The 24,080-nt window shown below is 64.2% G+C and carries 22 protein-coding genes and 1 tRNA gene; 14 read left to right on the forward strand and 9 right to left on the reverse strand.

Features of this window, described 5'->3' with window-relative positions:
• The first annotated feature begins 8 nt into the window (after nucleotides 1–8).
• Complete coding sequence (gene irrA / locus MGMSRV2_RS08595; RefSeq protein ID WP_024079955.1) at nucleotides 9–410, forward strand: iron response transcriptional regulator IrrA; 402 nt, start codon at nucleotides 9–11, stop codon at nucleotides 408–410.
• 59 nt (nucleotides 411–469) lie between these two features.
• On the opposite strand, the gene MGMSRV2_RS08600 is transcribed toward irrA, so the two are convergent.
• The 8 genes from MGMSRV2_RS08600 to MGMSRV2_RS08635 form a co-directional block, all read right to left on the reverse strand.
• Nucleotides 470–4,174 carry a cadherin-like domain-containing protein gene (locus tag MGMSRV2_RS08600; RefSeq protein ID WP_024079956.1) on the reverse strand — a complete coding sequence of 1,235 codons (3,705 nt, stop codon included), beginning with the start codon at nucleotides 4,172–4,174 and terminating at the stop codon, nucleotides 470–472.
• 27 nt (nucleotides 4,175–4,201) lie between these two features.
• Nucleotides 4,202–5,554: an HlyD family type I secretion periplasmic adaptor subunit gene (locus MGMSRV2_RS08605; protein WP_024079957.1), complete on the reverse strand. Its 1,353-nt coding sequence runs from the start codon at nucleotides 5,552–5,554 to the stop codon at nucleotides 4,202–4,204.
• Between the two features lie 3 nt (nucleotides 5,555–5,557).
• Entirely contained in the window at nucleotides 5,558–7,591 is a 2,034-nt protein-coding gene (locus MGMSRV2_RS08610) for an ATP-binding cassette domain-containing protein (protein ID WP_024079958.1), read from the reverse strand.
• Complete coding sequence (locus tag MGMSRV2_RS08615; protein ID WP_024079959.1) at nucleotides 7,566–9,041, reverse strand: TolC family protein; 1,476 nt, start codon at nucleotides 9,039–9,041, stop codon at nucleotides 7,566–7,568. The genes MGMSRV2_RS08610 and MGMSRV2_RS08615 overlap by 26 nt, the downstream gene beginning before the upstream one ends.
• 109 nt (nucleotides 9,042–9,150) lie before the next feature.
• Nucleotides 9,151–9,227, reverse strand: a tRNA-Arg gene (locus tag MGMSRV2_RS08620).
• A 111-nt stretch (nucleotides 9,228–9,338) separates the two neighbouring features.
• The gene (locus MGMSRV2_RS08625; RefSeq protein ID WP_024079960.1) at nucleotides 9,339–9,794 is read right to left on the reverse strand and encodes a hypothetical protein; all 456 of its coding nucleotides are present in this window, start codon (nucleotides 9,792–9,794) and stop codon (nucleotides 9,339–9,341) included.
• Nucleotides 9,795–9,825: 31 nt separating this feature from the next.
• Nucleotides 9,826–10,065 carry a hypothetical protein gene (locus tag MGMSRV2_RS08630; protein ID WP_024079961.1) on the reverse strand — a complete coding sequence of 80 codons (240 nt, stop codon included), beginning with the start codon at nucleotides 10,063–10,065 and terminating at the stop codon, nucleotides 9,826–9,828.
• Between the two features lie 10 nt (nucleotides 10,066–10,075).
• The gene (locus MGMSRV2_RS08635) at nucleotides 10,076–10,813 is read right to left on the reverse strand and encodes a hypothetical protein (protein WP_024079962.1); all 738 of its coding nucleotides are present in this window, start codon (nucleotides 10,811–10,813) and stop codon (nucleotides 10,076–10,078) included.
• Between the two features lie 167 nt (nucleotides 10,814–10,980).
• Here MGMSRV2_RS08635 and MGMSRV2_RS08640 point away from each other — a divergent pair, with 167 nt between their 5' ends.
• From MGMSRV2_RS08640 to MGMSRV2_RS08665, 6 genes are all read left to right on the forward strand, one after another.
• Nucleotides 10,981–11,496: a nucleoside 2-deoxyribosyltransferase gene (locus tag MGMSRV2_RS08640; RefSeq protein WP_024079963.1), complete on the forward strand. Its 516-nt coding sequence runs from the start codon at nucleotides 10,981–10,983 to the stop codon at nucleotides 11,494–11,496.
• Between the two features lie 4 nt (nucleotides 11,497–11,500).
• On the forward strand, nucleotides 11,501–12,136 hold the full coding sequence (locus MGMSRV2_RS08645) for a cation efflux transmembrane domain-containing protein (RefSeq protein WP_024079964.1): 636 nt from the start codon (nucleotides 11,501–11,503) through the stop codon (nucleotides 12,134–12,136).
• A 218-nt stretch (nucleotides 12,137–12,354) separates the two neighbouring features.
• Complete coding sequence (rplM, locus tag MGMSRV2_RS08650) at nucleotides 12,355–12,813, forward strand: 50S ribosomal protein L13 (protein WP_024079965.1); 459 nt, start codon at nucleotides 12,355–12,357, stop codon at nucleotides 12,811–12,813.
• A gap of 2 nt (nucleotides 12,814–12,815) precedes the next feature.
• Nucleotides 12,816–13,283 (forward strand): 30S ribosomal protein S9, encoded by a 468-nt coding sequence (gene rpsI / locus MGMSRV2_RS08655; RefSeq protein ID WP_024079966.1) that lies wholly within the window; start codon nucleotides 12,816–12,818, stop codon nucleotides 13,281–13,283.
• Between the two features lie 89 nt (nucleotides 13,284–13,372).
• Nucleotides 13,373–13,774, forward strand: a complete 402-nt coding sequence (locus MGMSRV2_RS08660) for a hypothetical protein (protein WP_024079967.1) — start codon at nucleotides 13,373–13,375, stop codon at nucleotides 13,772–13,774.
• 97 nt (nucleotides 13,775–13,871) lie between these two features.
• Nucleotides 13,872–15,503, forward strand: coding sequence for a tetratricopeptide repeat protein (locus MGMSRV2_RS08665; protein WP_024079968.1), 1,632 nt, complete (start codon nucleotides 13,872–13,874; stop codon nucleotides 15,501–15,503).
• On the opposite strand, the gene MGMSRV2_RS08670 is transcribed toward MGMSRV2_RS08665, so the two are convergent.
• Complete coding sequence (locus tag MGMSRV2_RS08670) at nucleotides 15,504–17,381, reverse strand: bifunctional diguanylate cyclase/phosphodiesterase (protein WP_024079969.1); 1,878 nt, start codon at nucleotides 17,379–17,381, stop codon at nucleotides 15,504–15,506.
• 189 nt (nucleotides 17,382–17,570) lie between these two features.
• On the opposite strand from MGMSRV2_RS08670, the gene MGMSRV2_RS08675 reads away from it, so the two are divergent.
• Genes MGMSRV2_RS08675 through MGMSRV2_RS08705 form a run of 7 tightly spaced genes read left to right on the forward strand, consistent with a single transcriptional unit; the run spans nucleotide 17,571 to nucleotide 24,080 of the window.
• Nucleotides 17,571–19,253, forward strand: coding sequence for a SpoIIE family protein phosphatase (locus MGMSRV2_RS08675; protein ID WP_024079970.1), 1,683 nt, complete (start codon nucleotides 17,571–17,573; stop codon nucleotides 19,251–19,253).
• Entirely contained in the window at nucleotides 19,250–19,576 is a 327-nt protein-coding gene (locus MGMSRV2_RS08680) for an STAS domain-containing protein (protein ID WP_024079971.1), read from the forward strand. Before MGMSRV2_RS08675 ends, MGMSRV2_RS08680 begins: the two co-directional genes overlap by 4 nt.
• Entirely contained in the window at nucleotides 19,576–20,379 is an 804-nt protein-coding gene (locus MGMSRV2_RS08685; protein WP_024079972.1) for an MlaE family ABC transporter permease, read from the forward strand. The genes MGMSRV2_RS08680 and MGMSRV2_RS08685 overlap by 1 nt, the downstream gene beginning before the upstream one ends.
• Nucleotides 20,376–21,212, forward strand: a complete 837-nt coding sequence (locus tag MGMSRV2_RS08690) for an ABC transporter ATP-binding protein (RefSeq protein ID WP_024079973.1) — start codon at nucleotides 20,376–20,378, stop codon at nucleotides 21,210–21,212. Before MGMSRV2_RS08685 ends, MGMSRV2_RS08690 begins: the two co-directional genes overlap by 4 nt.
• Entirely contained in the window at nucleotides 21,209–22,159 is a 951-nt protein-coding gene (locus MGMSRV2_RS08695; RefSeq protein ID WP_024079974.1) for an MlaD family protein, read from the forward strand. The genes MGMSRV2_RS08690 and MGMSRV2_RS08695 overlap by 4 nt, the downstream gene beginning before the upstream one ends.
• Before the next feature lie 14 nt (nucleotides 22,160–22,173).
• On the forward strand, nucleotides 22,174–22,758 hold the full coding sequence (locus MGMSRV2_RS08700; protein WP_024079975.1) for an ABC-type transport auxiliary lipoprotein family protein: 585 nt from the start codon (nucleotides 22,174–22,176) through the stop codon (nucleotides 22,756–22,758).
• Nucleotides 22,755–24,080 carry a class I SAM-dependent RNA methyltransferase gene (locus MGMSRV2_RS08705; protein WP_024079976.1) on the forward strand — a complete coding sequence of 442 codons (1,326 nt, stop codon included), beginning with the start codon at nucleotides 22,755–22,757 and terminating at the stop codon, nucleotides 24,078–24,080. The genes MGMSRV2_RS08700 and MGMSRV2_RS08705 overlap by 4 nt, the downstream gene beginning before the upstream one ends.

The following is a 24,080-nucleotide window of genomic DNA, read 5'->3' on the forward strand; positions in this document are numbered from 1 at the left end:
GCTTAGACGTGCTGCGTATCGACGAAGCGACGCTGCGAGGCGCCGGAATCCGCCCCACCCGCCAGCGCCTGACCATTGGTCGGCTGATCGAGGATGGCGGCAGCCGCCACTTGACCCCGGACAGCCTGCACCAGGAGGCGCTGACCCAGGGCATGCGCCTGTCCCTGGCCACCGTCTACAACACGCTGAACGAATTCGCCGCCGCCGGTCTGGTCAAGCGCGTGCCCATGGGCGAACGCAGCTGGTTTTGCACCAACACCGCCGAGCACCACCATTTCTACCATGAAGCCACCGGCCGCATCGAGGACATCCCCGGCTGCCAGCCGCAGGTGATGGGCCTGCCCGACGCCCCCGAGGGCATGGAAGTGGCCGGCATCGACGTCATCGTCCGCTTGCGCCGGGCATCGTAAAATCGCCCAACTACGCCGGGCGGCTTAGGATCGCCAAGTTTAGGCGGGGCAAACCCCGCCTAAACCCCCAAATGGAAGCTGGTGTTATCCAGCGCCGATGTGTTGACGTTGTTGAGCGTCCCCACCAGCACTGAATTGGCCGTCGTCGCCGCCTCCATGGCGGTGGTGCTCCACAATTGCACGTCCGCACCGCTTTGGATGGCGACCAGACCATCGCCGGTGGCGCCGTAATCAAAAGCGGTGCCCGACATGGCGGTGGCACCTTCCGCATAATCCGACACCGCCAAAGTCCCGGAACTGCCCAGAGCGAACTCGGTATTGGACAAGGTGACAGTGTCGGTGCCGACGGTGAAGTCGGTGATGGTGGTATTGCTGTTGTCAGCCAAAACAAAGCTGTCGGTACCGCCATTGCCGGTCAGGCTGTCGCCGCCGAGGGAAGCGATCAGGGTATCGTTGCCGGCACCGCCGACCAGGGTGTCGGTACCGGCGGTGCCGCTGATGTTGAAATCCAGATCGGCGGCGGCAATGGCCGTAGGGCTGGCGATGACATAGCCGCCATCGGTGTTGATGTTGGAACTTGAATTGCCGACCCAGACGTAAAGCGCCTGATCGACACCCCCGGCATAGAAACAGTCGCCGATGACGCCACCGGTACGGGCCACACCGCCGGTCAGCGAGGCTTGGCCCAGGTTATAGCTGCCCACCGATTCAAAGCCCGACACATCCACATGCGCGCCACTGACCGAAATCTGTATGTGGTCGGTGCCCGAGGTGAAATCGGTGATGGTGTCGCGATTGGCCAGGGCATTGGCCGATTCCGTCGGGGTGGTATAGACGAAGACATCACTGCCGGCCCCGCCGGTCAAGGTGTCGGCCCCGGTACCGCCGGTCAGTTTATCGCTACCGGCCCCGCCGACCAGACTGTTGTTCAGGCTGTTGCCGATCAACACCACGTCCGCACTGGTGGCGGCAACCAACGCCACCGTTTCGATATTGCTGAACACGCTGGCGCTGACATCCAGGGTTCCCGCCTGGGTTTGGTAAATGATCACCTTATCGCTATCGACCGCACTGGCATCGCCATCGACAACGATGCCGATGCTGGGAAAGTTGACATCATCGAAACTGATGGTGTCGTTGCCGGCACCGGTGGAAACGCTGTCGATGGAGGTCAGGACGATGCCGGTCAAATCCAAGGTGGAACCGCTATCGGCCAGCCGTACCGTGTCCGAACCGGGACCGCCGCCGATGAACTGGAATTGCTGCGGATCGGCCCCGCCGCCCAGCACGATGGTGGTGGCGCCGGAAGCCTCGATCGCGATGCTCTCGATGCCGGTGACCGAACCGGCGGCCAGATCCACCGTACCCGCCGAAATCACCCTGATGACGTCCGCGTCGGCGGGATTGCCGGTATCGATGATGGAATCGCCGGCGGCGAAGGTGCCTGCATCGACCCGATAGGCGTGGTCGCCATCGCCGGCGGTCAAGGTATCAACCCCCGCCGTGGTTACCATGGCGGCGATGGACACATCGGCGCTGCCAGTGACGGTGCCGCCCTGACCGTCGCTGATGATATAGGCCAAACTGGCGGTGCCGTTGTAATCCGCCGGCAACAGCCACGAGTAATTGCCGCCCCCCAGATTGTTGACCGTCCCGGTACTGGGGGTAAACGAAGAGATGGTCAGGGTGTCGCCGTCCACATCCACCGCATTGGCCAGCAATTGAGTCTCGGTGAAGGTGTACAGCACGTTTTCCACCCCCGCCGTCAGGGTCACCGCACTGGACGTGGGTGCGTCGTTGACGGCGTTGACGTCGGTGGACAATTCGGTGGCCGTGGCGGCAATGGCGGAAGAGCCGCCCGGTGATGACGTGTTGGTATAGACCGCGCTGCCGGTGCTGGACGACCAGCCGCCGGCATAACTGTTATCCAGGCCGCGCACATAAAGCGACGGTGCCGTACCGTGGAAATCGGGGGCGGCGTTGAAGCGCAGCTTGGTCGAAGCCGACAAGGCCAGGGCGGAGCTGTTGTCGTTGACGCCGCCCACATCCACCCAGGTGGTGCCACCATCGGAGGAATATTGCCAAGCGCCATCGGGCGATACGGTGTTGTTGCCGATCACCGCCACGCCGGCCAGGGTGCCAAGGTCGGCGGTATCGCTGAATCCGGTATTGAACAGGGCATACACGGTTTCGCCGGGGAACGGCCCATCCTCGTTCGGTGACGACATGCCCACATAGCTGGACATGGTCGGCGCATCGTTGACGGCGTTGACCACCACGCTGGCGCTGGTGGCGACTTGGTTGCCGGTGCCGTCATCGATGTCATAAGTCAGGCTGATCGTGCCGCTGTAATTGGCCGCCGGAGTGATGGTGAAGGTGCCGTTGCCGTTGTCGGTGAAGCTGGCGCCATTACTGGCCGACAGATTGGTGATGGCCAAGGGATCGCCATCGGCGTCGGTGGCGCTGCCCAGCAATTGCGCCAAACTCAGCACCAGACCGGTATCCTCGCTGGTGGCCGGCAGGGTGACGCTGCCCGCTACCGGAGCATCGGGTGTATTGGCGAAATTGGCCAATGTGGTGGCGGTGATGGTAACGCTACCGTCGCTGACCCCATAGCTGATGACCATCGGCCCGTGGAAATCGGCATCGGGGGTCAGGGTAAAGGTCCCATCCAGATTGTCGGTGACGCTGCCGTGATCGGCGGTCACCGGCCCCGTCAAGGTCAGGACGTCGCCATTGGGATCGCTGACCTTGGCCAGCAGCTCGGCGGCGGTGATGGTGTATGGCGTCCCTTCCGTCCCCGGAGCGGTCAAAGCCGCGCCCGACCCCACCGGCGGGTCGTTGACGGGCGGCGGCGGCGGCGTCGGTGGCGGCGGTGGTGGCGGTGGCGGCGGAGGCGGTGGCGGCGGTGGCGGCGGCGGTGGCGGCGGAGGCGGCGGAGGCGGCGGAGGAGGAGGCGGTGGCGGCAGCGTGATGGGATCAACGCCCCCAGCTCCGTTGCCATTGCCAACAGAATCCCCATCGCCGCCGCCGGTATTGGCCGGGCCGTCACCACCGGACGAGGCGCCATTTGCCGCCGGGGCCGCCGGCAAAGACGGCGCCACCGCAGGCGGCGCCGATGGTGTCGGGGCAACGGCGCTGACCACCGCGCCGGCATTGCTGGATTGGGTGAAGCTGCTGCCGAAGGTCGCCCCCAGCACACCGGCGCCGGCATCGCTGATCACCAGCGGCGCGTCACCGCTGCCGGGCCGGCTCAAGGCGATTTCACCGACGAAACCGGAACCGGGATCGGGTTGCAGCGCCACCGAGGTCTCGCCGCCGCTGCCGACGCTGCCAACCACGGTGGTGCCGCGCACGCCGACGGACATGGCCGGGGTGGCCAGCCGGGCGGCGCCCGGCGCTGATTTGGCGATGTCGCCGGAGACGAAGGAAAAGGCGCCCTGGGCCACCAGGATGCTTTCCGATCCGGTCTTGGTCGCCGGGTCATAGCTGAATTCGTCCAGCCCGATCAGACCGCGATCCTTGAGCACGAAGGTGGAGCGGTCGGCGAAGACCAGCGAGATTTCCGCCGCCGGGGCGGTTTCCACCTCGTCGCCCTTCAGCAACGGCGCATCCTTGGCGGCGACAATCTTTTGGCCGTCGCGGATGATCCAGGCTTCACCCTGGACCTGGGCGACCTTGCCGATGACCTGGGCGGTCTTGCCTGCGGCGACCTCTATCACCGGCAACTTTGGCGCGGCGACCGGAGCGGTCATGATGGGCATGGCATTCACCTTTCTGGGAATGACGGATCAGGATAGTTTGAACCAATTCAGTGAAAAAATCACTTCATTGCGCAACAGCGGATCGAAAACCATGCGCAAGATGGATTTGCGGCCGATGATGATGGAGGCGGTGCCGGCCATGCCCGAGCGCACCGCATGGACTTGGCCCTTGCCATCGGTGAGCACCGCCTGATCCGACTGGATCACCACCTTGTAATAGGTGTTGACGGTATTGCCCTGGGCTTCCTCGATGGAATCGGCGCCCACCGCCAGCACCCGCCCCGGCAATTGACCGTAGCGGAATGGATCATAGGCGGACAGGCGGATGCGGGCGGCCAATCCCTCGCGCAGATGGCCGATATCCTGGGGCGGCACCTTGGCTTCCACCACCAGGGCGTCATCCAGGGGGACGATATCCATCAAGGTATCGCCGGGCTTGGCCACCTGACCGACGCTGGTGATCGCCGCCATCTTGACCACGCCGCGCACCGGCGAGCGTACTTCCGAGCGCGACTCGCGATCGGTGGCCACCTCCATGGTCGCCTTCAGCGCGGCGATTTCCGCCTCGGCCTTGCTGATTTCCTCCAGCACCTCGGTGCGCCAGCCCTTCTCGAACTCGTTGAGCTTGGCATCGGCTTCCGCCAGTTGCGCCTGCAAGCGCGAGATGGTGTCGCGCGCGGTGGACACCTCGGTATCCAGCATCAGCTGTTCGCGTTCCAGCTTGACGATTTCCTGATTGCCGACGACGCCGACCTCATAAGCCTTTCTCTTGATGTGCATTTCCTCGGCGCCCTTGGACTGGGCCCGAGCCAGACCGGCATGGCGGGTCTCGGTCTCGACCACCTCGCGCCGGCGTCGCTCCATTTCGCGCTGGATCACCGTCACTTGTTGGGCCCGGTGGGCCAAACGCTCGCCGTGAATGCTGGTTTCCCGGCGCTTGGTGTCTGCGTCGATATCAACGCCTGCGGGCCAGACGATGTCCTTGGCCCCGGACAAATCGGCTTTCAGTCGTGCCGCGCGAGCATGAAAGGCCGACCAGCGGGCGCGACGGTCGGCCAGATCCTGCGCCCCTTGCGAATTGACCAGCCGCACCAGCACTTCGCCCTCGGCGACGAAGGCACCTTCGCGTACCAGCACTTCCTGGATGGTGCCGCCCTCGAAATGCTGGACCCGACGCACTTGACCCGACGGCTCGATGCGGGCGGGCGCCGTCACCACCTCGTCCAGTTCCAGCACCGCCGCCGCCGCGGTCAGGCCGACAAAGGCGGTGACGCACCAGCCCAGCAGCCAATTGGCCGAAGGCGGCGTCAGCTTGGGGGCAATGCCGTGAATAGGGCTGCGAAAGGCGTCCAGGCCGGGATCAAGGGATTTTTCGGCCATGGCTCAGGCCCCCCGGGGCGGAACAGCGGCAGCGGGCTGCGCCCGTTCGGCCACCCGCACGATCTTGCCGCGATCCATGGTGGCGACGCGCTGGGCCAGGGCGGTCACCGCCGCCCGGTGCGAGATCACCACCAAGGTGCGCTGGCCGATGCTTTTGTGAATGCCGGCGATGGCCCGGCGCTCGGTCGCCTCGTCCAGGGCGGCGGTGGGTTCATCCAAGATGGTCACCGGTGCCGCTTGCAACAAGGCGCGGGCCAGGGCGACCAATTGCCGCTGACCGCCGGAAAGATTGCGTCCGCCTTCCATCACCTCGAAATCCAGGCCCATGCCCACCGGCATCACCCCACCCGCGCCCAAGCCGTTGAGCATGGCCACCATGTCGTCATCGGACACCAGCCCGTTCAACGACAGATTGGTGCGCAAGGTGCCGGAATAAAGCGGCGGGTTTTGCGGGCATACCGCCAGATGGCGGCGCAGATCGGCGGGATCGATCAGGGCGATATCGACGCCGTCCAGCATGACCCGTCCGCTTTGCGGGCGGATGATGCCGGTCAGTACCTTTTCCAAGGTGGTCTTGCCCGATCCCGATGGCCCCACCACCGCCAGACGCTGGCCGGCGGCCACCATCAGATCAATGCCGTCCAGCACCGGATGGGAGGCACCGGGATAGCGGGCCACCACGCCGTCCACAATCAACTGCCCCTGCGCCACCGGGCGATGAATCAACGCCGCCCCCAGGGGCCGCTCGGTCGGGCGTCCGGTCACCGTGCGCAAGGCTTCCAGCGAGGCCAGCGCCGCCAGGGTCTGCGGCACCACCGCCACCAATTGCATGGTGGCGCCGGTAAAGCGGGTGGCCAGCATGGTGGCGGCCAGGATGACACCGGCGCTCATGTCGCCTTCCACCGCCCGCCAGCCGCCCAGGCCGATGGCAATCAGCATGGACAGGTTCTGCGCCAGCATGGACAGATTGCCGCGTGCCGCCGCCACGGTGCGGATGGCCCGCGCGGCGGTGGCGTACAACACCGTGCCCTGGCGAAAGCGCCCCTGCAAATAGGTCTGGGCGCCGACGCGGCGCACGGTTTCCGGGTCGCTGAAGGATTCCTGCGCCGCCTGGGCGCGGAAGCTGGCGGCGCGCGACAATTCGCGGTGCAGCAGCTTCTGCCGGTGCAAGGCGATGAAGGTGGACAGACTGACCACGACATTGAGAGCGAAAACGGCCAAGGCGATCATCGGATCGCATAAGAACAGGCCGAACAGAAACAATGCCATGAACGGCAGATCGGCCAGCAACGACACGGCGGCAGCGCCGAAGCCGTCGCGGATGGAATCGAAATCCTGCAACATGCGCATCAAATGGCCCGAGGGCGCTGCGGCGCCATCGAAGCGGGTTTCCAGGATGCGGCGATGCATGTCCATGGCCAGCCGCACATTGCCGTCATGCAAGGCATCTTCCACGAACAAGGCGCGCAGGCGGCGAAACACCTGCTCGAACAAGGCGGCGGCCAGGAACAAAGCGGCCAGGGCGGCCAGCGAATCGAGCAAGCCGTGCGGCAACACCCGGTCGTAAACCTGAGCCGAAAACAACGGTGCCGCCAAGGCCAGCACATTGGCCAAGGCCCCGGCCAGGGCGGCGCGCACCACCATGGGTTTCCACGAGGCCAGCAAGGCCGGCCACGAGGTGGGAATGGCGCTTTCCGCCGTATCCAGCCGCGGGCGGATGAACAGGACCGGTGCCGTCTCGGCCACCGGCGCAGGCAGGTTGAGCGAACGCGAGGACAAGCCGGCCAGCACCACGCAGGGCAACAGATCGGCGGCAAGCACAGCAAGCTTGGTCTGGGGCTCGAAATGAGCGGCGAAGCCATGGCGGCCCAGGGCGGTGATCCACGGCGCGGCCGCCGCCTCGGCTTCGGCCATGCGCCATGAATCAAGCAGGGCCGACGCCGCGACCACATGGCCCATGGCGCGCAGACAGGCGGATATCGCCTTGGCCTCGGCTTCCAGTGCCGCCGGATCAGCGGGTGAGGTGGGCGACGACACGAGGAGAGACCTCCAGAGCAGCGGTCGGCCTGGTTTCCGGCATGGGCGGTTGCGGGTCCAGGCCCATGGCCGCATTCAGCCGTGCCTTGGCCGCTTGCAGGTCGGAATACAGGATGAAGCGGCGCAAGGTGGACAGCATGCCCGCCGCCTCGGCCTTGATTTCCTCCATGGCGCTGCCGCTGCCGGCCGAGCGCGACTTGCCGGCCAGCGAGGTGATGCGGCGGTCGATACCGGCCATCTGTTCGGTCAGGCGGAATTCCTTCATGGCGTGGCGATACTGGATATCGGCCACCCGCACCTGGGTGACCACCGCCATGCCCAGGGCCAAGCGGCGGGCACGGGTGACTTCCGCCACGTTCTGGGCTTGGCCGATGCGCTTGGGGGCGCTCAGCACATCCACCAAATTCCACGCCACCTGCACGCCGGCATCAGCCCAGGCATTGTATTTGAGATACGAATTGGCATCGTAATGGCCACCAATGAAGGGACCGATGCCGGGAAGAGACTTCAACAGCTCGGTATAGATTTCCTGGACGTCGATGCGAAACTGGGCTTCCTCGACGCGCAGCTCGGGGCGATTGTCCAGGGCGACTTGCTGCAACGCCTCGACATCGGCGGCGGGCGGATCGACCACCAGGGTGCCGCCTTCCTTCAACTCGGCCAGTTGGAAGGCGGTGTGGGACTGCACTCCCATCAAACCGGCCAGATCGGCCCGCGCGGTGGCGGTCTGACGCTGCATCTCGGCGATCTGGCGCATGGTGTCGACGATGGCGCGCTGATGCGCCAGCATCTGCATGGGGTCGCCGACCTGACTGCGCTCGGCTTCCTCGGCATCCTTGACCGAACGGATCAGACGCAATTCCAGGGCGTTGTATTTTCTCTCGGCGTATTCGTTGATGACCGCCTTCCAATAGGCGGCCTGCACGTCCTGGATCAGCAGATGCAGCGCCCGGCGGCGCTTTTCCTGAGCCAGCGTGATGCGGTCGGATTCCTGGTCGGCGCGCAGCATGGCGATGCCGAAATCCATCAGGTTCCAGGTGGCGGTCAAATCGCCGGTCCGGCTGATGACGTCGTCACTGGTGGAATAATTGCCGGTGGTGCCGGCGGACAAATCCTTGGACGTGGTCGCCTTGCGCGGACCGCGGCGGCTGAGACCACCCTTGGCGGCCATTTCCGGCAACAGGGCGAAGATGGACAGATCGGCCTTGCCCTGGGCCAACACTTCTTCCAGCAGCTTGACGCGGGAATCCAGATTATGGGCCACCGCCAGGGCGATGGCATCATCCACCGTCAGCGGCTGCGACAGGGTTTCCTGGGGCAGGGTTTCGGCGTGACGTTTGAGATCGGCACGGATTTCCCCCAAGGCCTCGGGCTCAAGCGCACAAGCCGACAGCGACACCGCCACGGTGGCGACGACAAGGCCGGTTTTAAGGGTTTTCCGCATGCTCACGCCGATGTCCTTCTGACAACAGCTTTCATTATTTAAATCAAACCGCTTAACGAGAGGTTTAACCCAACGCACAAAGCATGGGTGGGGAAACCAGGGGGAGGGAGAAAGTTGGCGCACCCGACAAGATTCGAACTTGTGACCTCTGCCTTCGGAGGGCAGCGCTCTATCCAGCTGAGCTACGGGTGCAGGCCGGATGCCGCACAGCGGGGTGCGGAAGGCGGGTTATAGCGTAAGGGCATGGGGCGCGGCAAGGGGGGAAGTTGCGGGTCCATTCCACCGGCAACCGTCGTGTCCCACCTACCGACCGCGTCTCGGTGATTTGACCACACCACCGATCAGCATCAGGACAATGCCGCCCAACACCATCAGCAGGCCGGGACCGGCGGCGACAACGCTCCAGGCGGCCAGGGTGCGATCATCGCCCAGCACAAAAGTCCACACCACGGTGGCGATATAAGCAAGGCCGGCCAAAACCACCAACAGGCCAAGGGCACTCACCGGGTGGGACGGCAGCGCATCCCCCACCACCCGGCATGCCAGGGCCCGGTTGGCGCGAAGGTCTTCGAGAAAGCGGGCCAGGGCCACCGTCAGGCCACCGCCGGCCAGCCCGACCAAAGCGTATACGCCAGCCCCCGCCACTTGGTCGAAAGCCTGGGCCTTCAGCGTCAGAAACACCCGTACGGCGGAAATCAGCATGCCGCCGATAATCACGACCCAGCCGGCAAACTTGAGCCCCTTGAGCACCTTTTGCATTTTCTTCCTTTCGTTGCTCGCGCCTGAACAGCTACGGCCTTTCCCCCAGCTTGGCCAAGGCAGCGTCCCATTCCTTGCGCATGACCTTGGCGCCACGGGTGTTGTGGTTGCGCATGTGTTCGCGGTAACGGCGGTCGTAATAGCCGTTGACGCCGACCATGCGGGCGGCGCGGTCCCAGGCGATGCGCTGGCATTCAAGCTTCAGGCGGCAATGTTCGCTGCAATAATCGGCCTCGTCCGTCACCGCGCCGCAGATTTTACAGGCCATCATGCCCTCCTCTTTATTTGCGCCCGCTGTTGTCGCGGTAATAATTCTCGACCGTGGCAACGGCTTTGGCAAAGGCGCCATCCCACTGGGCTTGGGGCATGGCCGGCGGCTTCGGGCAGTCTTTTTTGCCTTCCAGGCCGCACATCATGCGCTGCAAGCCATAAGCGGTGGGCCAGTGTTCGTCGTATTTATCCCCTCTGGCGCGGGCGTTGCGGGCCATGGCGATACCGGCCTGGACCGCTTGCGCCGCTTGTTGCGGCTGCGTGGTCAGAAAATCCGACAGCAATTGAATTTGCTGCTGCCCGCCCAGGCGATAGGCGCGGTTGAAGAAGAATTCGTTGTCGATGATTTCCGCCCGCCCGCTGTCATCGGCGAAGCGCAGCGCGTCGTACCAGCCCAAGGTGGTGAAAAAACTGACCATCTGCAGGATTTGCGGCGTGTGGGTAGCACCTTCACGCGGCACATAGAAGATGCCGTAATAATCCATCGCCTCCATGGGGGTCAGCGACAGCGGGTTCTTCTCGAAATCGGTCAGCATGCCATCGAAGCGGGCCATGGCGACCGCGTCCTTGCCCTGACTGGCGCCCAGGGCGTCGATGGTATCGGCGAACACAGCTCGACGGGTCTGCCACGGCTGAGGCTCGACCTTGACCAGGATTTGCTGCCCCACCGGCTTGGGCGCGTCGGCAGCCGAGACGTAAAGCGGTGTCGCCATCAACGCCACGACCAAAGGCAGCACATGCATCTTCATGATCCCCCCCTTTTTCAACTTCTACTCCGACTAGGAATGGCAGGGACGCAAGCAAATCAAGCGCGGATTTCATCATGCCACTTATTTATCAAATACCGAGATCGTGCCTCTTGGCACCCGCCTCGGCTTACGGCAGCATGGACGCCATCATAGCAGCAAGGCGGACCATGTCGCGCAAGCCCACCCTTTATCTCGCCGGCCCGGCGGTGTTCCATCCGGCGGCCAAGGCGTTGTTCCAATATCTCAAGGAAATCTGCGCTGAAAACGGGCTTGAGGGCGTCTCGCCCCTGGATGGCGAGGGCAAATGGCAGAACTTGCCGCAAGAGCAGCAGGCGGCGGCCATCCGTCAGGCCAATATCGATCTGATCCGCGCCTGCGACGCGGTGATCGCCTGTATCTCGCCGTTTCGCGGCCCCGGTGCCGATGCCGGCACCGCGTGGGAGATGGGCTTCGCCGAAGCCTTGGGCAAGAAGGTGTTTTCCTGGTGCGAAGAAACCAGACCCTATCTTGAGCGGGTCGAACATCAGCGCGACGACGATGGCCGCTGTTTTTGCCAGCAACACGGCATGATCGTCGAGGATTTCGGTCTGGTGGATAATTTGATGCTGACCGCCGGACGTTTCCCGCCGCTGCCCGAGTTCGATCAGGTGATCAAACAGGCGGCGGCTGAATTGAAGGGCTAAGCCCATGTCGGCCTGTTGCAGCGGCGGTTGCACCCCGCCCGCCCCGATGGCGGTGGATGGGCGCTATCGCCGCATCCTGATGGTGGCTTTCGCCATCAACCTGACCATGTTTTTCGTCGAGATCGTTTCCGGCTGGCTGGCCGGGTCCACCGCCTTGCAGGCTGACGCGCTGGATTTCTTCGGCGACGCCGCCAATTACGGCATCAGCCTGTTCGTTCTGGCATCGGGAGTGCGGGTCCGTGCCGGCGCCGCCTTGTTCAAGGGCGGCACCATGGCGATCTTCGGGTTGTGGGTGATGGGCAGCACCGCTTGGCACGCCTGGTCGGGCACCCTGCCCCGGGCCGAGATCATGGGCGCTATCGGCCTCTTGGCCCTGGCCGCCAACGGCACCGTCACCGCCCTGCTTTACGCCTATCGCCAGGGCGATGCCAACATGCGGTCGGTGTGGCTATGCTCGCGCAACGATTCCATCGCCAACATCGCCGTCATCATCGCCGCCAGCGGCGTTTTCGTCACCGCCACCCATTGGCCCGACATCGCCGTCGCCGCCATCATTGGCGGCCTCAATCTCAGCGGCGCCGTCCAGGTGATCCGCCGGGCGCGGCAGGAATGGCGAGCCGCCGCCGGCGGAGCGGATTGACCCCAAACCGGCGCGTTCTCATCACATCCCGGTCATCGCGACCATCGGCAAACCCTTTGCCCAGGCGGCCCTCCAATGAGGTACTATGATACCCTTACTGTAACATATTGATTTTAAACGATTTATTTCCTGTTGACTCTATCGCTCTCCGTGGCATACTCCGCCCCCTCGAATGCCGGGGTGTCCCGGTGTTCCCAACTGGTTTTGCCGTGGGTGACATGAAGACCTTGAACGTCAAACCGTCCGAAGTGCAGAAGAAGTGGGTCGTGGTCGACGCGGACGGCGTCGTTCTGGGCCGTCTCGCCAGCGTCATCTCGATGCGCTTGCGGGGCAAGCACCTCCCCACCTTCACCCCCAATGTCGACATGGGCGACAATGTGATCGTGATCAACGCCGAGAAGGTGAAGTTGACCGGCAACAAGCTGGCCGACAAGACCTTCTACTGGCACACCGGCCATCCCGGCGGCATCAAGGGCCGTACCGTGGGCGAGCTGCTTTCGGGCCGCTTCCCCAACCGGGTCATCGAAAAGGCGGTCGAACGCATGATCACCCGTGGTCCGCTGGGACGCGCTCAGATGAAGAATCTGCGCGTCTATGCCGGCCCGAACCATCCCCATGAAGCGCAGCAGCCTGAAGTGCTGGACGTGGCTTCCATGAACCCGAAGAACAAGAGGTAGTCATGGCCGATCTCTCCAGTCTGGCCGATCTTCAGGCCGCCGTTCCGCAGGTTCGGCCCGTGTACGAGCGTAAGGTTGACGCTCAGGGCCGCGCCTACGCCACCGGCAAGCGCAAGAACGCCATTGCTCGCGTCTGGGTCAAGCCCGGCAGCGGCAAGATCGTGGTCAACGGCCGCGACGTCACCACCTATTTCGCCCGTCCGGTTCTGCGCATGCTGATCAATCAGCCGTTCCAGACCGCCCGTTGCGAAGGCCAGTTCGACGTCATGTGCACCGTCAATGGCGGTGGCTTGTCCGGTCAGGCCGGCGCCCTGCGTCACGGCATCAGCCGCGCTTTGACCTTCTTCGACCCGGCCATGCGCCCGGCGCTGAAGGCCGGCGGCTTCCTGACCCGCGACCCGCGCGTCGTCGAGCGTAAGAAGTACGGCAAGCACAAGGCTCGTCGTTCGACCCAGTTCTCGAAGCGCTAATCCGCTTTCGATGTGGGATTGTGGAGAGGGTCGCTTCGGCGGCCCTTTTCCATTTGTCCGCCCTCTCCGCCTGTTTTGTGGAATCCATCATGCCGATCATCTATGTCGCCACCAGCAAGGCCAACCAGGAATGGGGCGCCGATGTGGGCCTGGGCAAGAACCTGTACAAACTCGGCGTCAGCGCCGACAGCGTGACCGAACAGGATCTGGCTGGATTGGCCGGGCAAAGCGACTGGAAGATCCTGAAGACGGACGAAACCGAGCTTAGCGAGGACGAGGCGCTGGAGCGTCTGGCCCGCAAGGAAAAGCCCGTCGACCCCAATTATTATCCCAAGCTGCGCGGCGCCAAGGGCCTGTTCAAGGTGGCCATCAACAGCGTCGAGAATTCCATGCTGGTGGCCCTGGCCCTTGATGGCAAGGAGCCGCCCAAGAACTTCAAGGTCAAGCCCGTCGACATCGCCAAATACCTGATCAGCAACGCATTGCGGTAATGCGGGCAGCGCCGTTGCCCGGACCCACCCTTGGGTTTATCATTATCGGCGTGGGGGGTTGCTACGGTATCGTTCAGCGGGGGGGAGCCTGACCCACATGCGCGCCAAGACGGTTAAATCCACTGCCACGGTCTTCACCGAGGCCATGCGCGCCTATGAGGACGGCAAACCCGCCGACGCCCGCCGCCTGGCCCGTCAGTTGGTGGAATCCGCCCCCAGTTTCGGCGGTGCCCATTACCTGCTTGGCCTGTTGGCCCTGGACCAGGGGCAAGGTAAGCGCGCCGCCGGCTATCTGGCCACCGCCATCGCCATCACCCCCGGCCAGTCGGCCTTGCATCTGGCCATGGGCCGGGCCCTGGAAATGGGCAACGAGGTGGCCGAGGCCTCCTTGCACTTCCGCACCGTGCTCAACATCCATCCCCACCATGCCGAGGCTCATGCCCGCCTGGGCCACCTGTTGCGCCAGCAAGGCCGGGTGGACGAGGCGATCAGCCATTGCCGACACGCAGTGACCGCCGATCCCGGCCATGCCGAAGCCTGGAACACCCTGGGCGCCCTGTTGCAGCAACAAGGCGACCCGCGCGAGGCGGCACAATGTCTGCGCCGCGCCCTGCAACTGCGCCCGGTCTGGCCGACCGCCCTCAATAATTTCGGCTTGGCGCTGAAGGAATGCGGCAATCTGGCCGAGGCCGCGGCCATTTTGGAAGGGGCGGTGGATATTCGCCCCGACCATGCCGGCACCCGCACCAACTTGGCCTCGGTGCTGCGCGCCATGGGCAAGTTGGATCGGGCACGCGAACAGGCGGAAAAAGCCGTCAAGCTGGCCCCACGCGATAGCGATTCCTGGGTCGAGTTGGGCCTGATCCGTCAGGCTCAGGGCCACGAGGACGGTGCCGCCTCGGCTTTCGACCGCGCCACCGCCATTGCCCCCGACCAGATCAAGCCGTGGTTCTGCCTGGCCGAATCCTGCCGGGCCATCGGTCAGACCGACCGCGCCGCCCAGGCCTATCGCCACTGCCTGACGCTGGACCCCGACGATTCCCACGGCGCCGGCCTGGGGCTGGCCTTGACCGGCGGCGCCGACACGCCGCAACGGGCGCCGCAGGCCTATGTGCGACAATTGTTCGACGAATACGCCGACCGCTTCGATTCCGCCCTGGTCGGGGCGCTGGACTATCGCGGTCCGGCGCTGCTGGCCGATGCCCTCAACCGCTGCCTGGACGAGCGCCGCGATCTGGCTGTCCTTGATGCCGGCTGCGGCACTGGGCTGGCTGCGCCGGTTCTGCGGCCCTTGGCCGCCACCCTGGATGGGCTGGACCTGTCCCCGGCCATGGTGAGCAAGGCGCGGGACCGCGGCATTTACGACAGCCTGCACGAAGCCGAGTTGGAGCAGTTCCTGGCCGGACGACGGGCCGAATACGACCTGATCGCCGCCGCCGACGTCATGGTCTATCTGGGCGACCTGACCCCGGTGCTGAATGCCGCCCGCGGTGCCTTGCGCGACGACGGTATTTTGGCCTTTACCGTGGAAAAAGCCGAAAACTGCGACAGTTACATGCTGGGAGCCAAGCACCGTTACGCCCATGCCGCCGATTACATCCGCCGTCAGGCCGATTTCGCCGGTTTCACCGTCGCACTGCTGGAAGACGCGGTGACCCGCAAGGACGGCGGCGTGGACGTTCCCGGTATGGTGGCGGTGTTGCGCAAGCAGGGCCGCAAGGGCGATTGATCAGTTACTCGGGCAGATCAACGCCGCCGAGGCCACGTGATCGGGCGACTTTTTGGCCTCTTTCTTCAATTCGGCGATCAACTGACTGACATCATCGACGCTGTAGACGTGGCGCCCCACCGGCAGGTGGACGATGGCCGCCGATACCGTCATCAACGGAAAGCGCACGATATTGCCGACCCGGTCCTGGCCGACGATATGGCCGAGACGGCGGGTTTCATCGTCGTAGAAGCTTTCCACATCGCGGGAGAACGACGCACACAGATTGGCGGAAACCCGCAGGGCTTCGTCGAAATCGGTGCGGCGGAAGCCGCCGAAGAAATCGTCGCCGCCCACATGGGCAGGAAAGCAGGTATCGCGCGGCAAGGCCTTGGCCAGCAATTCGGCGAACAGCAAGATGGCGCGATCACCCAGGCGGAAGCCGTATTTATCATTGAACGGCTTGAAATTGTCGAAGTCGAAATAGGCCAGCACATATTCGCAATCGGCGGCGCCCAGAGCTTCCGACACGTATTCGTGGATCAGATTGTTGCCGGCCAGCTTGGTCAGCGGATTCTGGTCGCGCGCGGCGGCCAAATTCTTTTCGTTGATGACGCGAAGCAGCGAGTGGGCGGACAGGAAGCCGGCATATTTCATGTCGTCGACGATGATGATGCCTTCCGATTTCTCCACCGCAGAATAGGCCTGCAAGATATGCTCGGCCCGGGTGTTGATGTCGGCCATGGGGCAGCGGGTGACGAAATCCTTCAGCCGCCGACCCAAGGTCTTGTTTGAAATCAAAGCCTTGCCGTAAAGCGAATAGGTGTAGTCCTTCAACTCGGTTTCGCGCACGATGCCCACCGGCTCGCCCGCCGCATCGACCACCGGGAAGAAGGTCACCGATTTGTCGGCACGGAAGCGCTCGAACACCTCTTCCATGGTGCTGTCCAGGTGGATGGGGTCGATGGCGGCGATCTGATCGGCGATCAGCTTTTGGTCCGACACCGCCACCCGGCGTTCGCGCCGCGACAGCCGCTCGATATGGTCGTAATGGGGCTGCATCTGGGCCATGTCGCGGTCAGGTCGCTGCACCAGATAGCCCTGAATCAAATCGCAGCCGATATCCTTGCAGACGAAATATTCGCGCTCGGTCTCCACCCCCTCGGCCAGCACCACCACCCCCAACAGATGGGCGATGTTGACGATCTGCGACAGGAACAGCTTCTTCTTGGAATCGCTGGCGATGTCGGAGACGAAAAAGCGGTCGATCTTGAGGAAGTCGGGGGCGGCGAAATACAGCAATTGCAGGCCAGAAAAACCGGTGCCGAAATCATCCACCGCCAGGCGGAAATTGTTGCGCTTGTAGTGGTTGAAGATGGCCGCCGCATGGTTGGGCTGACCGATGGGGTGCTGTTCGGAAATCTCGAACACCACCTGGCTTTCCTCGATGCCATAGCGTTCCAGCATCTTGCGGGTGCGCGCCGGCAGGTCGCCTTCCAGTTCCAGTCCGCGATTGTCCAGGTTGAGAAACAACTTGGATTGCCGCCAATGTTCCATGTGCAGGAACTTGACCACCGCTTTTTCCCGAAGCGCCATCTCGACGTCGATCAGCACACCCAAGGCATGGCAGGTATCGAAGAAATCGGCGATGGATTCGAAACCGGCCTCGGTGGTGTTGCGCAGCAAGGCCTCGTAGCCGTAGCAGGCGCCGGTATGGATGTTGACGATGGGTTGGAAGGCCACATCCAGGGTAAGCAGAATCTCGTTCCAATGATCGTCGGAAGGCTGCGCCGACGGACGCCCGGGCAAGGGAAAGGGGCGATGATCGCGCAATGCGGCTCGAGCATGCGACGCAGACGGCTTGGGCGTTTCGCCCAGGGCATTGGCCAAGGTGAACATATGCGTTTTCCCAAGTCGGTTGCGGCATGGCGGATTGTGCCCATCCCCATCCGCAAGTCAATCAAGCCCACGTTCGGCAACAAAAAATTCACCAAACAACCTTCTGTAATTTCACGCTTTTTTCATCACCCGTAACCATTCGGCGAAAAGTGGTTTTACCCACACCTCATTACAAGGCATCATCGCTCCATGCGTATCCTCGAGCGTCCCAATACATTGCCGGCAAGCCTCGCCGACGATCTTGACCTGATCGCCGAGATGACCGCCGATTTCGCCCGTTCGCTGGACATCGAGGAAACGCTGCGCATCGGGATTGCCCATATCAGCACCCGTATGGAGGCCGAGGCTGCCTCCATCTTCCTGATGGAGCCGGAAACCGGCGATCTGGTATGCCGGGCCTGTTGGGGACCGACCGACGTCAGCGGTCTGCGCCTGCCCAAGGGTCAGGGCATCGTCTGGCGCGCCGTTAACCGCAATGCCACCGAGTTGGTCAAGGACACCAGCGACGACCCCGATTTCTCCCACAAGGTGGATGCCAATACCGGCTTCATCACCCGGTCCATCCTGTGCGCCCCCATGTCGGTGCGTGACGAACGCCTGGGCGCCATCGAATTGTTCAACAAAAAGGGCGGCGGCTCGTTCGACGGCGACGATCGCCGGGTGTTGCAGGCCCTGGCCGCCTCGGCCGCCCTGGCCCTGATCAACGCCCGCCAGGCCACCGCCATGGCCGAACAACAGGCGCTGAAGCGCGAACTGGCCCTGGCCGCCGACATCCAACGCGCCATGCTGCCGCCGGCACGACCGCCGGAATTTCCCATCCACGGCATCAATCTGGCGGCGCGCGGTGTATCGGGCGACTTTTTCGACGTGGTCGAGCTGAAAGACGGCAAGCTGGCCTTCGCCATCGCCGACGTGTCGGGCAAGGGCATGAACGCGGCCTTGTTGATGGCCAAGACCGCCAGCCTGTTCCGCTGTCTGGCCAAGCGCCTGGATGGGCCGGGCGCGGTGTTGGCGGCCATCGATGCCGAACTGGCGGAAACCAGTTCAGCCGGCATGTTCGTCACCATGATCGCCGGCGTGCTGGACCCGGCCACCGGCACCGTCACCTTGGCCAATGCCGGGCACGAACCACCGCTGTTGTGCTGCGGCGCCAAGATGGACCGCATCGACGACGGCATGCCGCCCTTGGGTATCGTCCCCGAGTTGTTCGCCCAAGGCTGCCCGGAAACCACGCTTCAGTTGAACGGCGGCGCGCTTTATCTGTTCACCGACGGCCTGACCGAGGCCGGCGGCACCGACAGCATGCTGGGGGCCGACGGCGTCGCCGCCCGCCTGACTCCGCACCGCATGCGCCCGGCCCCCGACCGCCTGCGCGCCCTGGTTGGCGGCATCGTCGAAGACGGCATGGCGCTGAAGGACGACCTGACCATGGTGGTGGTCGAGGATTGCCGCACCGCCCCGGTGATGAACCGCCAATACCAAGCCCGCCCGGCCAGTCTGGCGGCCATCCGCCGCGCCTTGACTCCGGCGTTGGAACGCCTGGGCTGTCCATCGCAGGTGGTGCCCGACGTGGTGCTGGCGGTGGACGAAGCCTGCCAGAACATCATCCGCCACGCTTATGGCGGCGGCGAGGGCGAGCTCATCATACAGGTCCGGGGCGATTCCGAGATGCTGGATATCCGGCTGATCGACTTCGCCCCACCGATCAATCCGGCCATGGTCTGCCCGCGCGACCTTGATGACATCCGGCCCGGCGGATTGGGAACTCATTTCATCCGATCGGTGATGGATGAGGTAGAGTTCTTGGCACCGCCGCCCGGAGCAGGCAATCTATTAAGACTGGCAAAACGTATGGGTATGGGTGGGCCATGAAAATCGAAAGCCGAGAAATCGACGGTGCCGTCGTGGTGGCGCTGTCCGGGGAAGTGGATTTGCAGCACTCGCCGTCGGTGCGCAAGCACCTGATGGATCTGATGTTCGAGCGCCGCCCGGTGGTGGTCGACATGGCCTCGGTCGATTACATCGATTCGTCGGGTATCGCGTCGTTGGTCGAGGCCTATCAGATGGCCCGCAAGAACGGCACCCGCTTCATCCTGGCGGCGATCAGCGCTCCGGCCATGCGGGTCTTGCAACTGGCCCGGCTGGACAAGGTCTTCGCCCTCGCCGACACGGTCGAGGCCGGGTTGCAGGCCTGATGCCCACCCCCAATCCCTCGGCACTCCTGGAACGCCTGGGCCGCGCCGCCGCCCGCGGCCTGTCCGAGTTCGGCTTCGCCGCCACGCTGCTGGGGCAGTCGCTTTATTGGCTGGTGCTGGGGCATTGGCGCCGCCAGCCGGTGCGCGCCGCCTCGGTCGCCGCCCAAGCCATGGATATCGGCATCGCCGCCCTGCCCATCATCACCGTGCTGTCCACCACCATCGGCCTGATGCTGGCCATCCAGGGCATCTACACGCTGAAAACCTTCGGCGCCGAAAGCCGCGTCACCTTGGGGGTGGCGCTGTCGGTGGTGCGCGAATTCGCCCCCCTGATCACCGGCATCCTGGTGGCCGGACGGTCCGGCTCGGCCCTGGCGGCACGACTGGGCACCATGCGCATCAACCAGGAAATCGATTCGCTCACCGTCATGGGCATCAACCCGGTACGGTTCCTGGTGGCGCCGCCCTTGGCCGCCATGATGATCCTGATGCCGCTTCTGACCCTGTGGGCCGATCTGGTCGGCCTGTTCGCCGCCGGCCTTTACATCTCCATCGAATTGCAAGGCACCATGGCCGGCTATGCCGACGAGGTGTTGTCGCTGCTGAAGCTGAACGACCTGCTGCACGGCCTGGCCAAAAGCGCCATCTTCGGCGTCCTGGTGACTATCGTCGGCGTCGTCAACGGCGCCTCGGTGTCGGGCGGGGCCGAGGGCGTCGGCCGCATGACCACCCGCTCGGTGGTCCATGCCATCTCGGCCATCGTCATCACCGACATGATCTTCGTCTTCCTGGTGACCAGATGAGTGAAACTCCCAGCGTCGAGGTCATCGACCTCAACACCCATTACGGCGACCGTCAGGTGCTGAAGAACGTGTCGCTGACCGTCAAGCCCGGCGAAATCTTCGTCATCATGGGCGGTTCGGGCTCGGGCAAGACCACGCTTTTGAACCATCTCTTGGGCCTGCTGCGCCCCAGTTCCGGCACCATTCGCATCCTGGGGCAGGAAATCAACGCCCTGTCGGCGCTGGAAATGCAGGATTTGCGCACCCGCATGGGCGTGGCCTTCCAGTCGGGCGCGTTGTTTTCAAGCATGAGTGTGGGAGACAACATCGCCCTGCCCCTGCGCGAACATACCAATCTGGATGAAACCACCATCGGCATCGTCACTCGTTTGAAGCTGGAGGTGGTGTCGCTGGCCGGCTTCGAGTACCTGATGCCGTCGGAACTGTCGGGCGGCATGATCAAGCGCGCCGCCTTCGCCCGCGCCATCGTCATGGACCCGCGCCTGTTGTTCTGCGACGAACCGTCGGCGGGGCTCGACCCGGTGGTGGCGTCTTCCATCGACGATCTGATCCTGCGTCTGCGCGACGCCATGGGCATGAGCATCATCGTCGTCACCCACGACCTGGACAGCACCTTCAAGATCGCCGACCGCATCTGCGTGCTGGACAAGGGTGAGGTGCTGGCGCTCGATACGGTCGACGCCATCCGCAATTCGCCCAACGAGCGCATCCAGAACCTGCTGAACCGCCGTACCGAAGAGGCGGAAATCGACCCCGACGCCTATTTGCGCCGTCTGTTGGGGGAAAAAGAAAAACTTCGGGACAAGCCGGAAAGCAGAAGGAACGGGTTATGAGGGACGCACGCACCAATTACATCGTCGTCGGCGCCTTCGTGCTGGCCATGCTGGCGGCCCTGATCGTGTCGGTGGCACTTTTGACCGGCAAGACCGGATCAAATGATCTCTACACCACCCAATTACCCAACGTCACCGGCATCAAATACGGCAGCAAGGTGACCTATGAAGGCTTTGTCGTCGGTCAGGTCGAAGGCATCGAAGGCCTGCAAAAGGACAACCGCACCTGGTTCCGTGTCACCATGGGCGTCCAGGAAGGCTGGGCCATCCCGGAAGGGTCGCTGGCCCGCATCACCGCGCCAGGTATCCTGGCAGCGCCGACGCTCGACATCAAGGGCGGCGCCTCGGACAAGCTGCTGCCGCCCGGATCGGACATTCCCGGCGGTGCCGCCGCCAACATTTTCGCCACCATGAACGCCATGGCCGGCGAAGTCAGCAAGCTGACCGACCAGGGATTGCTGCCGCTGATGGCCACCGTCAACACCCAGGTGGAGGCCTTGGGCCTGATCATGCAAAAGCAGGCGCCGGAACTGATGGCCAATCTGGTCACCCTGTCCAACGATCTGGCCGTCAAGGCCCCGCGCATCACCAGCGACGTGCAAAAAATCACCGGCACCTTGTCGACCCAGGTAATCAACGACAAGAACGCCGACGCCATCGCCCAATCGCTGGCCAACACCGCCGACCTCACCGCTGGACTGGTGGAAACCCGCAAGAAACTGGACAACGTGGTCGCCACCATCGACGGCAACAAGGGCCAGATCGACCAATCCATGAAGGATCTGCGCCATACCTTGCAGGCCCTGGCCAGAAACATCGATTCCATCGCCTATAACCTTGAAGGCACCAGCCGCAACGTGCATGAATTCAGCCGCCAGATCCGGGACAATCCCGGTGTGCTGATCGGTGGCACCAAGGGCGCCGAAGACGGGCCGGGACGGCGTTGAGGGGAATTTCAACCATGCGTAACCTGTCGCTTATCGCCGCCCTGGCCGTCACCTTGGCCGCCTGCGCCCAGCAAGCACCGCCCAAGGACCGCTTCTATCGCCTGGAAACCCCGCCGGTGGCCGCCCGCTTCGCCGCCCCAGCCTTGGGCGTGATCGAGGTCAGCCGCCCCACCACCGACGGCGTGTTGTCTGAACGCCCGCTGGCCTATCAGGACGGTGACGGCACTTTGGGCCGCTATCGTTATGATCTGTGGGCCGAACCGCCGACCGCGCTCTTGCAAAACGCCCTGGTGGACTCGCTGCGCCTGTCGGGCATCTCTCACACCGTCATCACCCCGGAGACCCGGGTACCGCCCGATTGGATGGTCCGCGGACGGCTGAACCGGTTCGAGATGCTGGCCGGGGCCGGCAAGGTGGTGGCAAATGTCGAGCTGGCGGTGGTGTCGTCCCGTGACGGTTCGTTGCTGCTGTTGAAAACCTATCAGGTTGAAGTACCCAGCGCCGCCGGCCCCGAGGCCGAGGCCGCCGCCCTGACCCAGGCCAGCGGCGACATCATCACTGCCTTCATCGCCGATCTCGGTCGGGTCGCCAAGCCATGAGCTTGCGCAAGCGTCCCTCTTCCGCCGCCGGTCGCGGCAAGCCGCGCCAAAGCCCGCCGCCGCGCAACGTCGAGGTGGAGATCACCGAAATCGGCGCGCGCGGCGACGGTATCGCCCAATTGGGCGACGATCTGGTGTTCGTCCCTTTCACCGTGCCCGGCGACCGCGTCGTCGCCCGCATCGAGGGCCGGCGCGGCGACGGTCTGGCCGCCGCCCTGATCGAGGTCACCCGAGAAGGACCGGGGCGCAGCTTGCCCCCCTGCCCGCATTATGGCCGTTGCGGCGGCTGTTCGCTGCAACACCTGGATGACGACGTCTACGCCCAGTGGAAAAGCGGCTTGCTGCTGACCCAATTGTCCCGTCACGGCCTGGGCGATGCCCCGGTCGGCGCCATGATCCGCGTCGCCGCCGGTCAGCGCCGCCGCGCCACCTTCGCCTTTCATCGGCGCAAGGGCTCGACCGTGTTCGGCTTCAACGCCCGCGCCAGTCACACCATCATCGACCTGGATGATTGCCTGCTGCTGGACCGCGCCCTGGCCGCCATCATCGCGCCCTTGCGGCACATCCTGACCGAAACCGTACCCGACAGCGAAGACGGCGACGTCACCGTCGCCCTGACCGCCGGGGGGCTGGACATCCTGGTGGAAGCCGATGCCCGCCTGGATCTGTTCGACCGGGAAAAACTGGCGGCCTTCGCCGATTCCCACGATCTGGCCCGGCTGTCCTGGCGCCGTCCCGGTGCCGGCTTCATCGAGCCCATCTCGCGCCGTCGTGGTGCCTTGGTGCATTTCGCCGGCATCGCCGTCGAACCGCCGCCCGGCAATTTCCTGCAACCCACCGAGGCCGGGGAAAAAGCCATCGCCCAATTGGTGTGCACGGGAATCGGCAAGGTCAAGGCGGTGGCCGACCTTTATTGCGGCTGCGGCAGCTTCACCTTTCCGCTGGCCGCCAGCGGTGCCGCCGTACACGCGGTGGAAGGCGACGAAGCCCCCATCCGCGCCCTGGAAGCCGCCGCCAACATGGCCGGGCTCAAGATCACCACGGAAACCCGCGACCTCGCCCGCCGCCCATTGTTGCCGCAGGAATTGAAGAAATATCAGGCGGTGGTGTTCGACCCGCCGCGCGCCGGCGCCCAGTCGCAGGCGGAATATCTGGCCCAGGCGGCACCGGCCATTGTGGTGGCGGTGTCATGCAACCCGGCCACCTTGGCCCGCGATCTGCAAATCCTGGTCAAAGGCGGCTATCGGGTGGAAAGCATCACCCCCATCGACCAATTCCCCCATTCCACCCACCTGGAAGCGGTGGCGGTCTTGCGGAAATAG

Origin of the sequence: Magnetospirillum gryphiswaldense MSR-1 v2 (assembly GCF_000513295.1) — a bacterium.
Taxonomy (GTDB): Bacteria; Pseudomonadota; Alphaproteobacteria; order Rhodospirillales; family Magnetospirillaceae; genus Magnetospirillum; species Magnetospirillum gryphiswaldense.

Bases quoted from the DNA above. Each gene is read 5' to 3' on its own strand.
- MGMSRV2_RS08600 (WP_024079956.1), bottom strand. From the start codon at position 4,174: ATGCCCATCATGACCGCTCCGGTCGCCGCGCCAAAGTTGCCGGTGATA.
- MGMSRV2_RS08630 (WP_024079961.1), bottom strand. From the start codon at position 10,065: ATGATGGCCTGTAAAATCTGCGGCGCGGTGACGGACGAGGCCGATTAT.
- MGMSRV2_RS08645 (WP_024079964.1), top strand. From the start codon at position 11,501: ATGTCGGCCTGTTGCAGCGGCGGTTGCACCCCGCCCGCCCCGATGGCG.
- MGMSRV2_RS08605 (WP_024079957.1), bottom strand. From the start codon at position 5,554: ATGGCCGAAAAATCCCTTGATCCCGGCCTGGACGCCTTTCGCAGCCCT.
- MGMSRV2_RS08675 (WP_024079970.1), top strand. From the start codon at position 17,571: ATGCGTATCCTCGAGCGTCCCAATACATTGCCGGCAAGCCTCGCCGAC.
- MGMSRV2_RS08685 (WP_024079972.1), top strand. From the start codon at position 19,576: ATGCCCACCCCCAATCCCTCGGCACTCCTGGAACGCCTGGGCCGCGCC.
- MGMSRV2_RS08670 (WP_024079969.1), bottom strand. From the start codon at position 17,381: ATGTTCACCTTGGCCAATGCCCTGGGCGAAACGCCCAAGCCGTCTGCG.
- MGMSRV2_RS08640 (WP_024079963.1), top strand. From the start codon at position 10,981: ATGTCGCGCAAGCCCACCCTTTATCTCGCCGGCCCGGCGGTGTTCCAT.
- MGMSRV2_RS08695 (WP_024079974.1), top strand. From the start codon at position 21,209: ATGAGGGACGCACGCACCAATTACATCGTCGTCGGCGCCTTCGTGCTG.
- MGMSRV2_RS08705 (WP_024079976.1), top strand. From the start codon at position 22,755: ATGAGCTTGCGCAAGCGTCCCTCTTCCGCCGCCGGTCGCGGCAAGCCG.
- MGMSRV2_RS08700 (WP_024079975.1), top strand. From the start codon at position 22,174: ATGCGTAACCTGTCGCTTATCGCCGCCCTGGCCGTCACCTTGGCCGCC.
- MGMSRV2_RS08665 (WP_024079968.1), top strand. From the start codon at position 13,872: ATGCGCGCCAAGACGGTTAAATCCACTGCCACGGTCTTCACCGAGGCC.
- MGMSRV2_RS08690 (WP_024079973.1), top strand. From the start codon at position 20,376: ATGAGTGAAACTCCCAGCGTCGAGGTCATCGACCTCAACACCCATTAC.
- MGMSRV2_RS08660 (WP_024079967.1), top strand. From the start codon at position 13,373: ATGCCGATCATCTATGTCGCCACCAGCAAGGCCAACCAGGAATGGGGC.
- MGMSRV2_RS08680 (WP_024079971.1), top strand. From the start codon at position 19,250: ATGAAAATCGAAAGCCGAGAAATCGACGGTGCCGTCGTGGTGGCGCTG.
- MGMSRV2_RS08625 (WP_024079960.1), bottom strand. From the start codon at position 9,794: ATGCAAAAGGTGCTCAAGGGGCTCAAGTTTGCCGGCTGGGTCGTGATT.
- MGMSRV2_RS08635 (WP_024079962.1), bottom strand. From the start codon at position 10,813: ATGAAGATGCATGTGCTGCCTTTGGTCGTGGCGTTGATGGCGACACCG.
- rplM (WP_024079965.1), top strand. From the start codon at position 12,355: ATGAAGACCTTGAACGTCAAACCGTCCGAAGTGCAGAAGAAGTGGGTC.
- rpsI (WP_024079966.1), top strand. From the start codon at position 12,816: ATGGCCGATCTCTCCAGTCTGGCCGATCTTCAGGCCGCCGTTCCGCAG.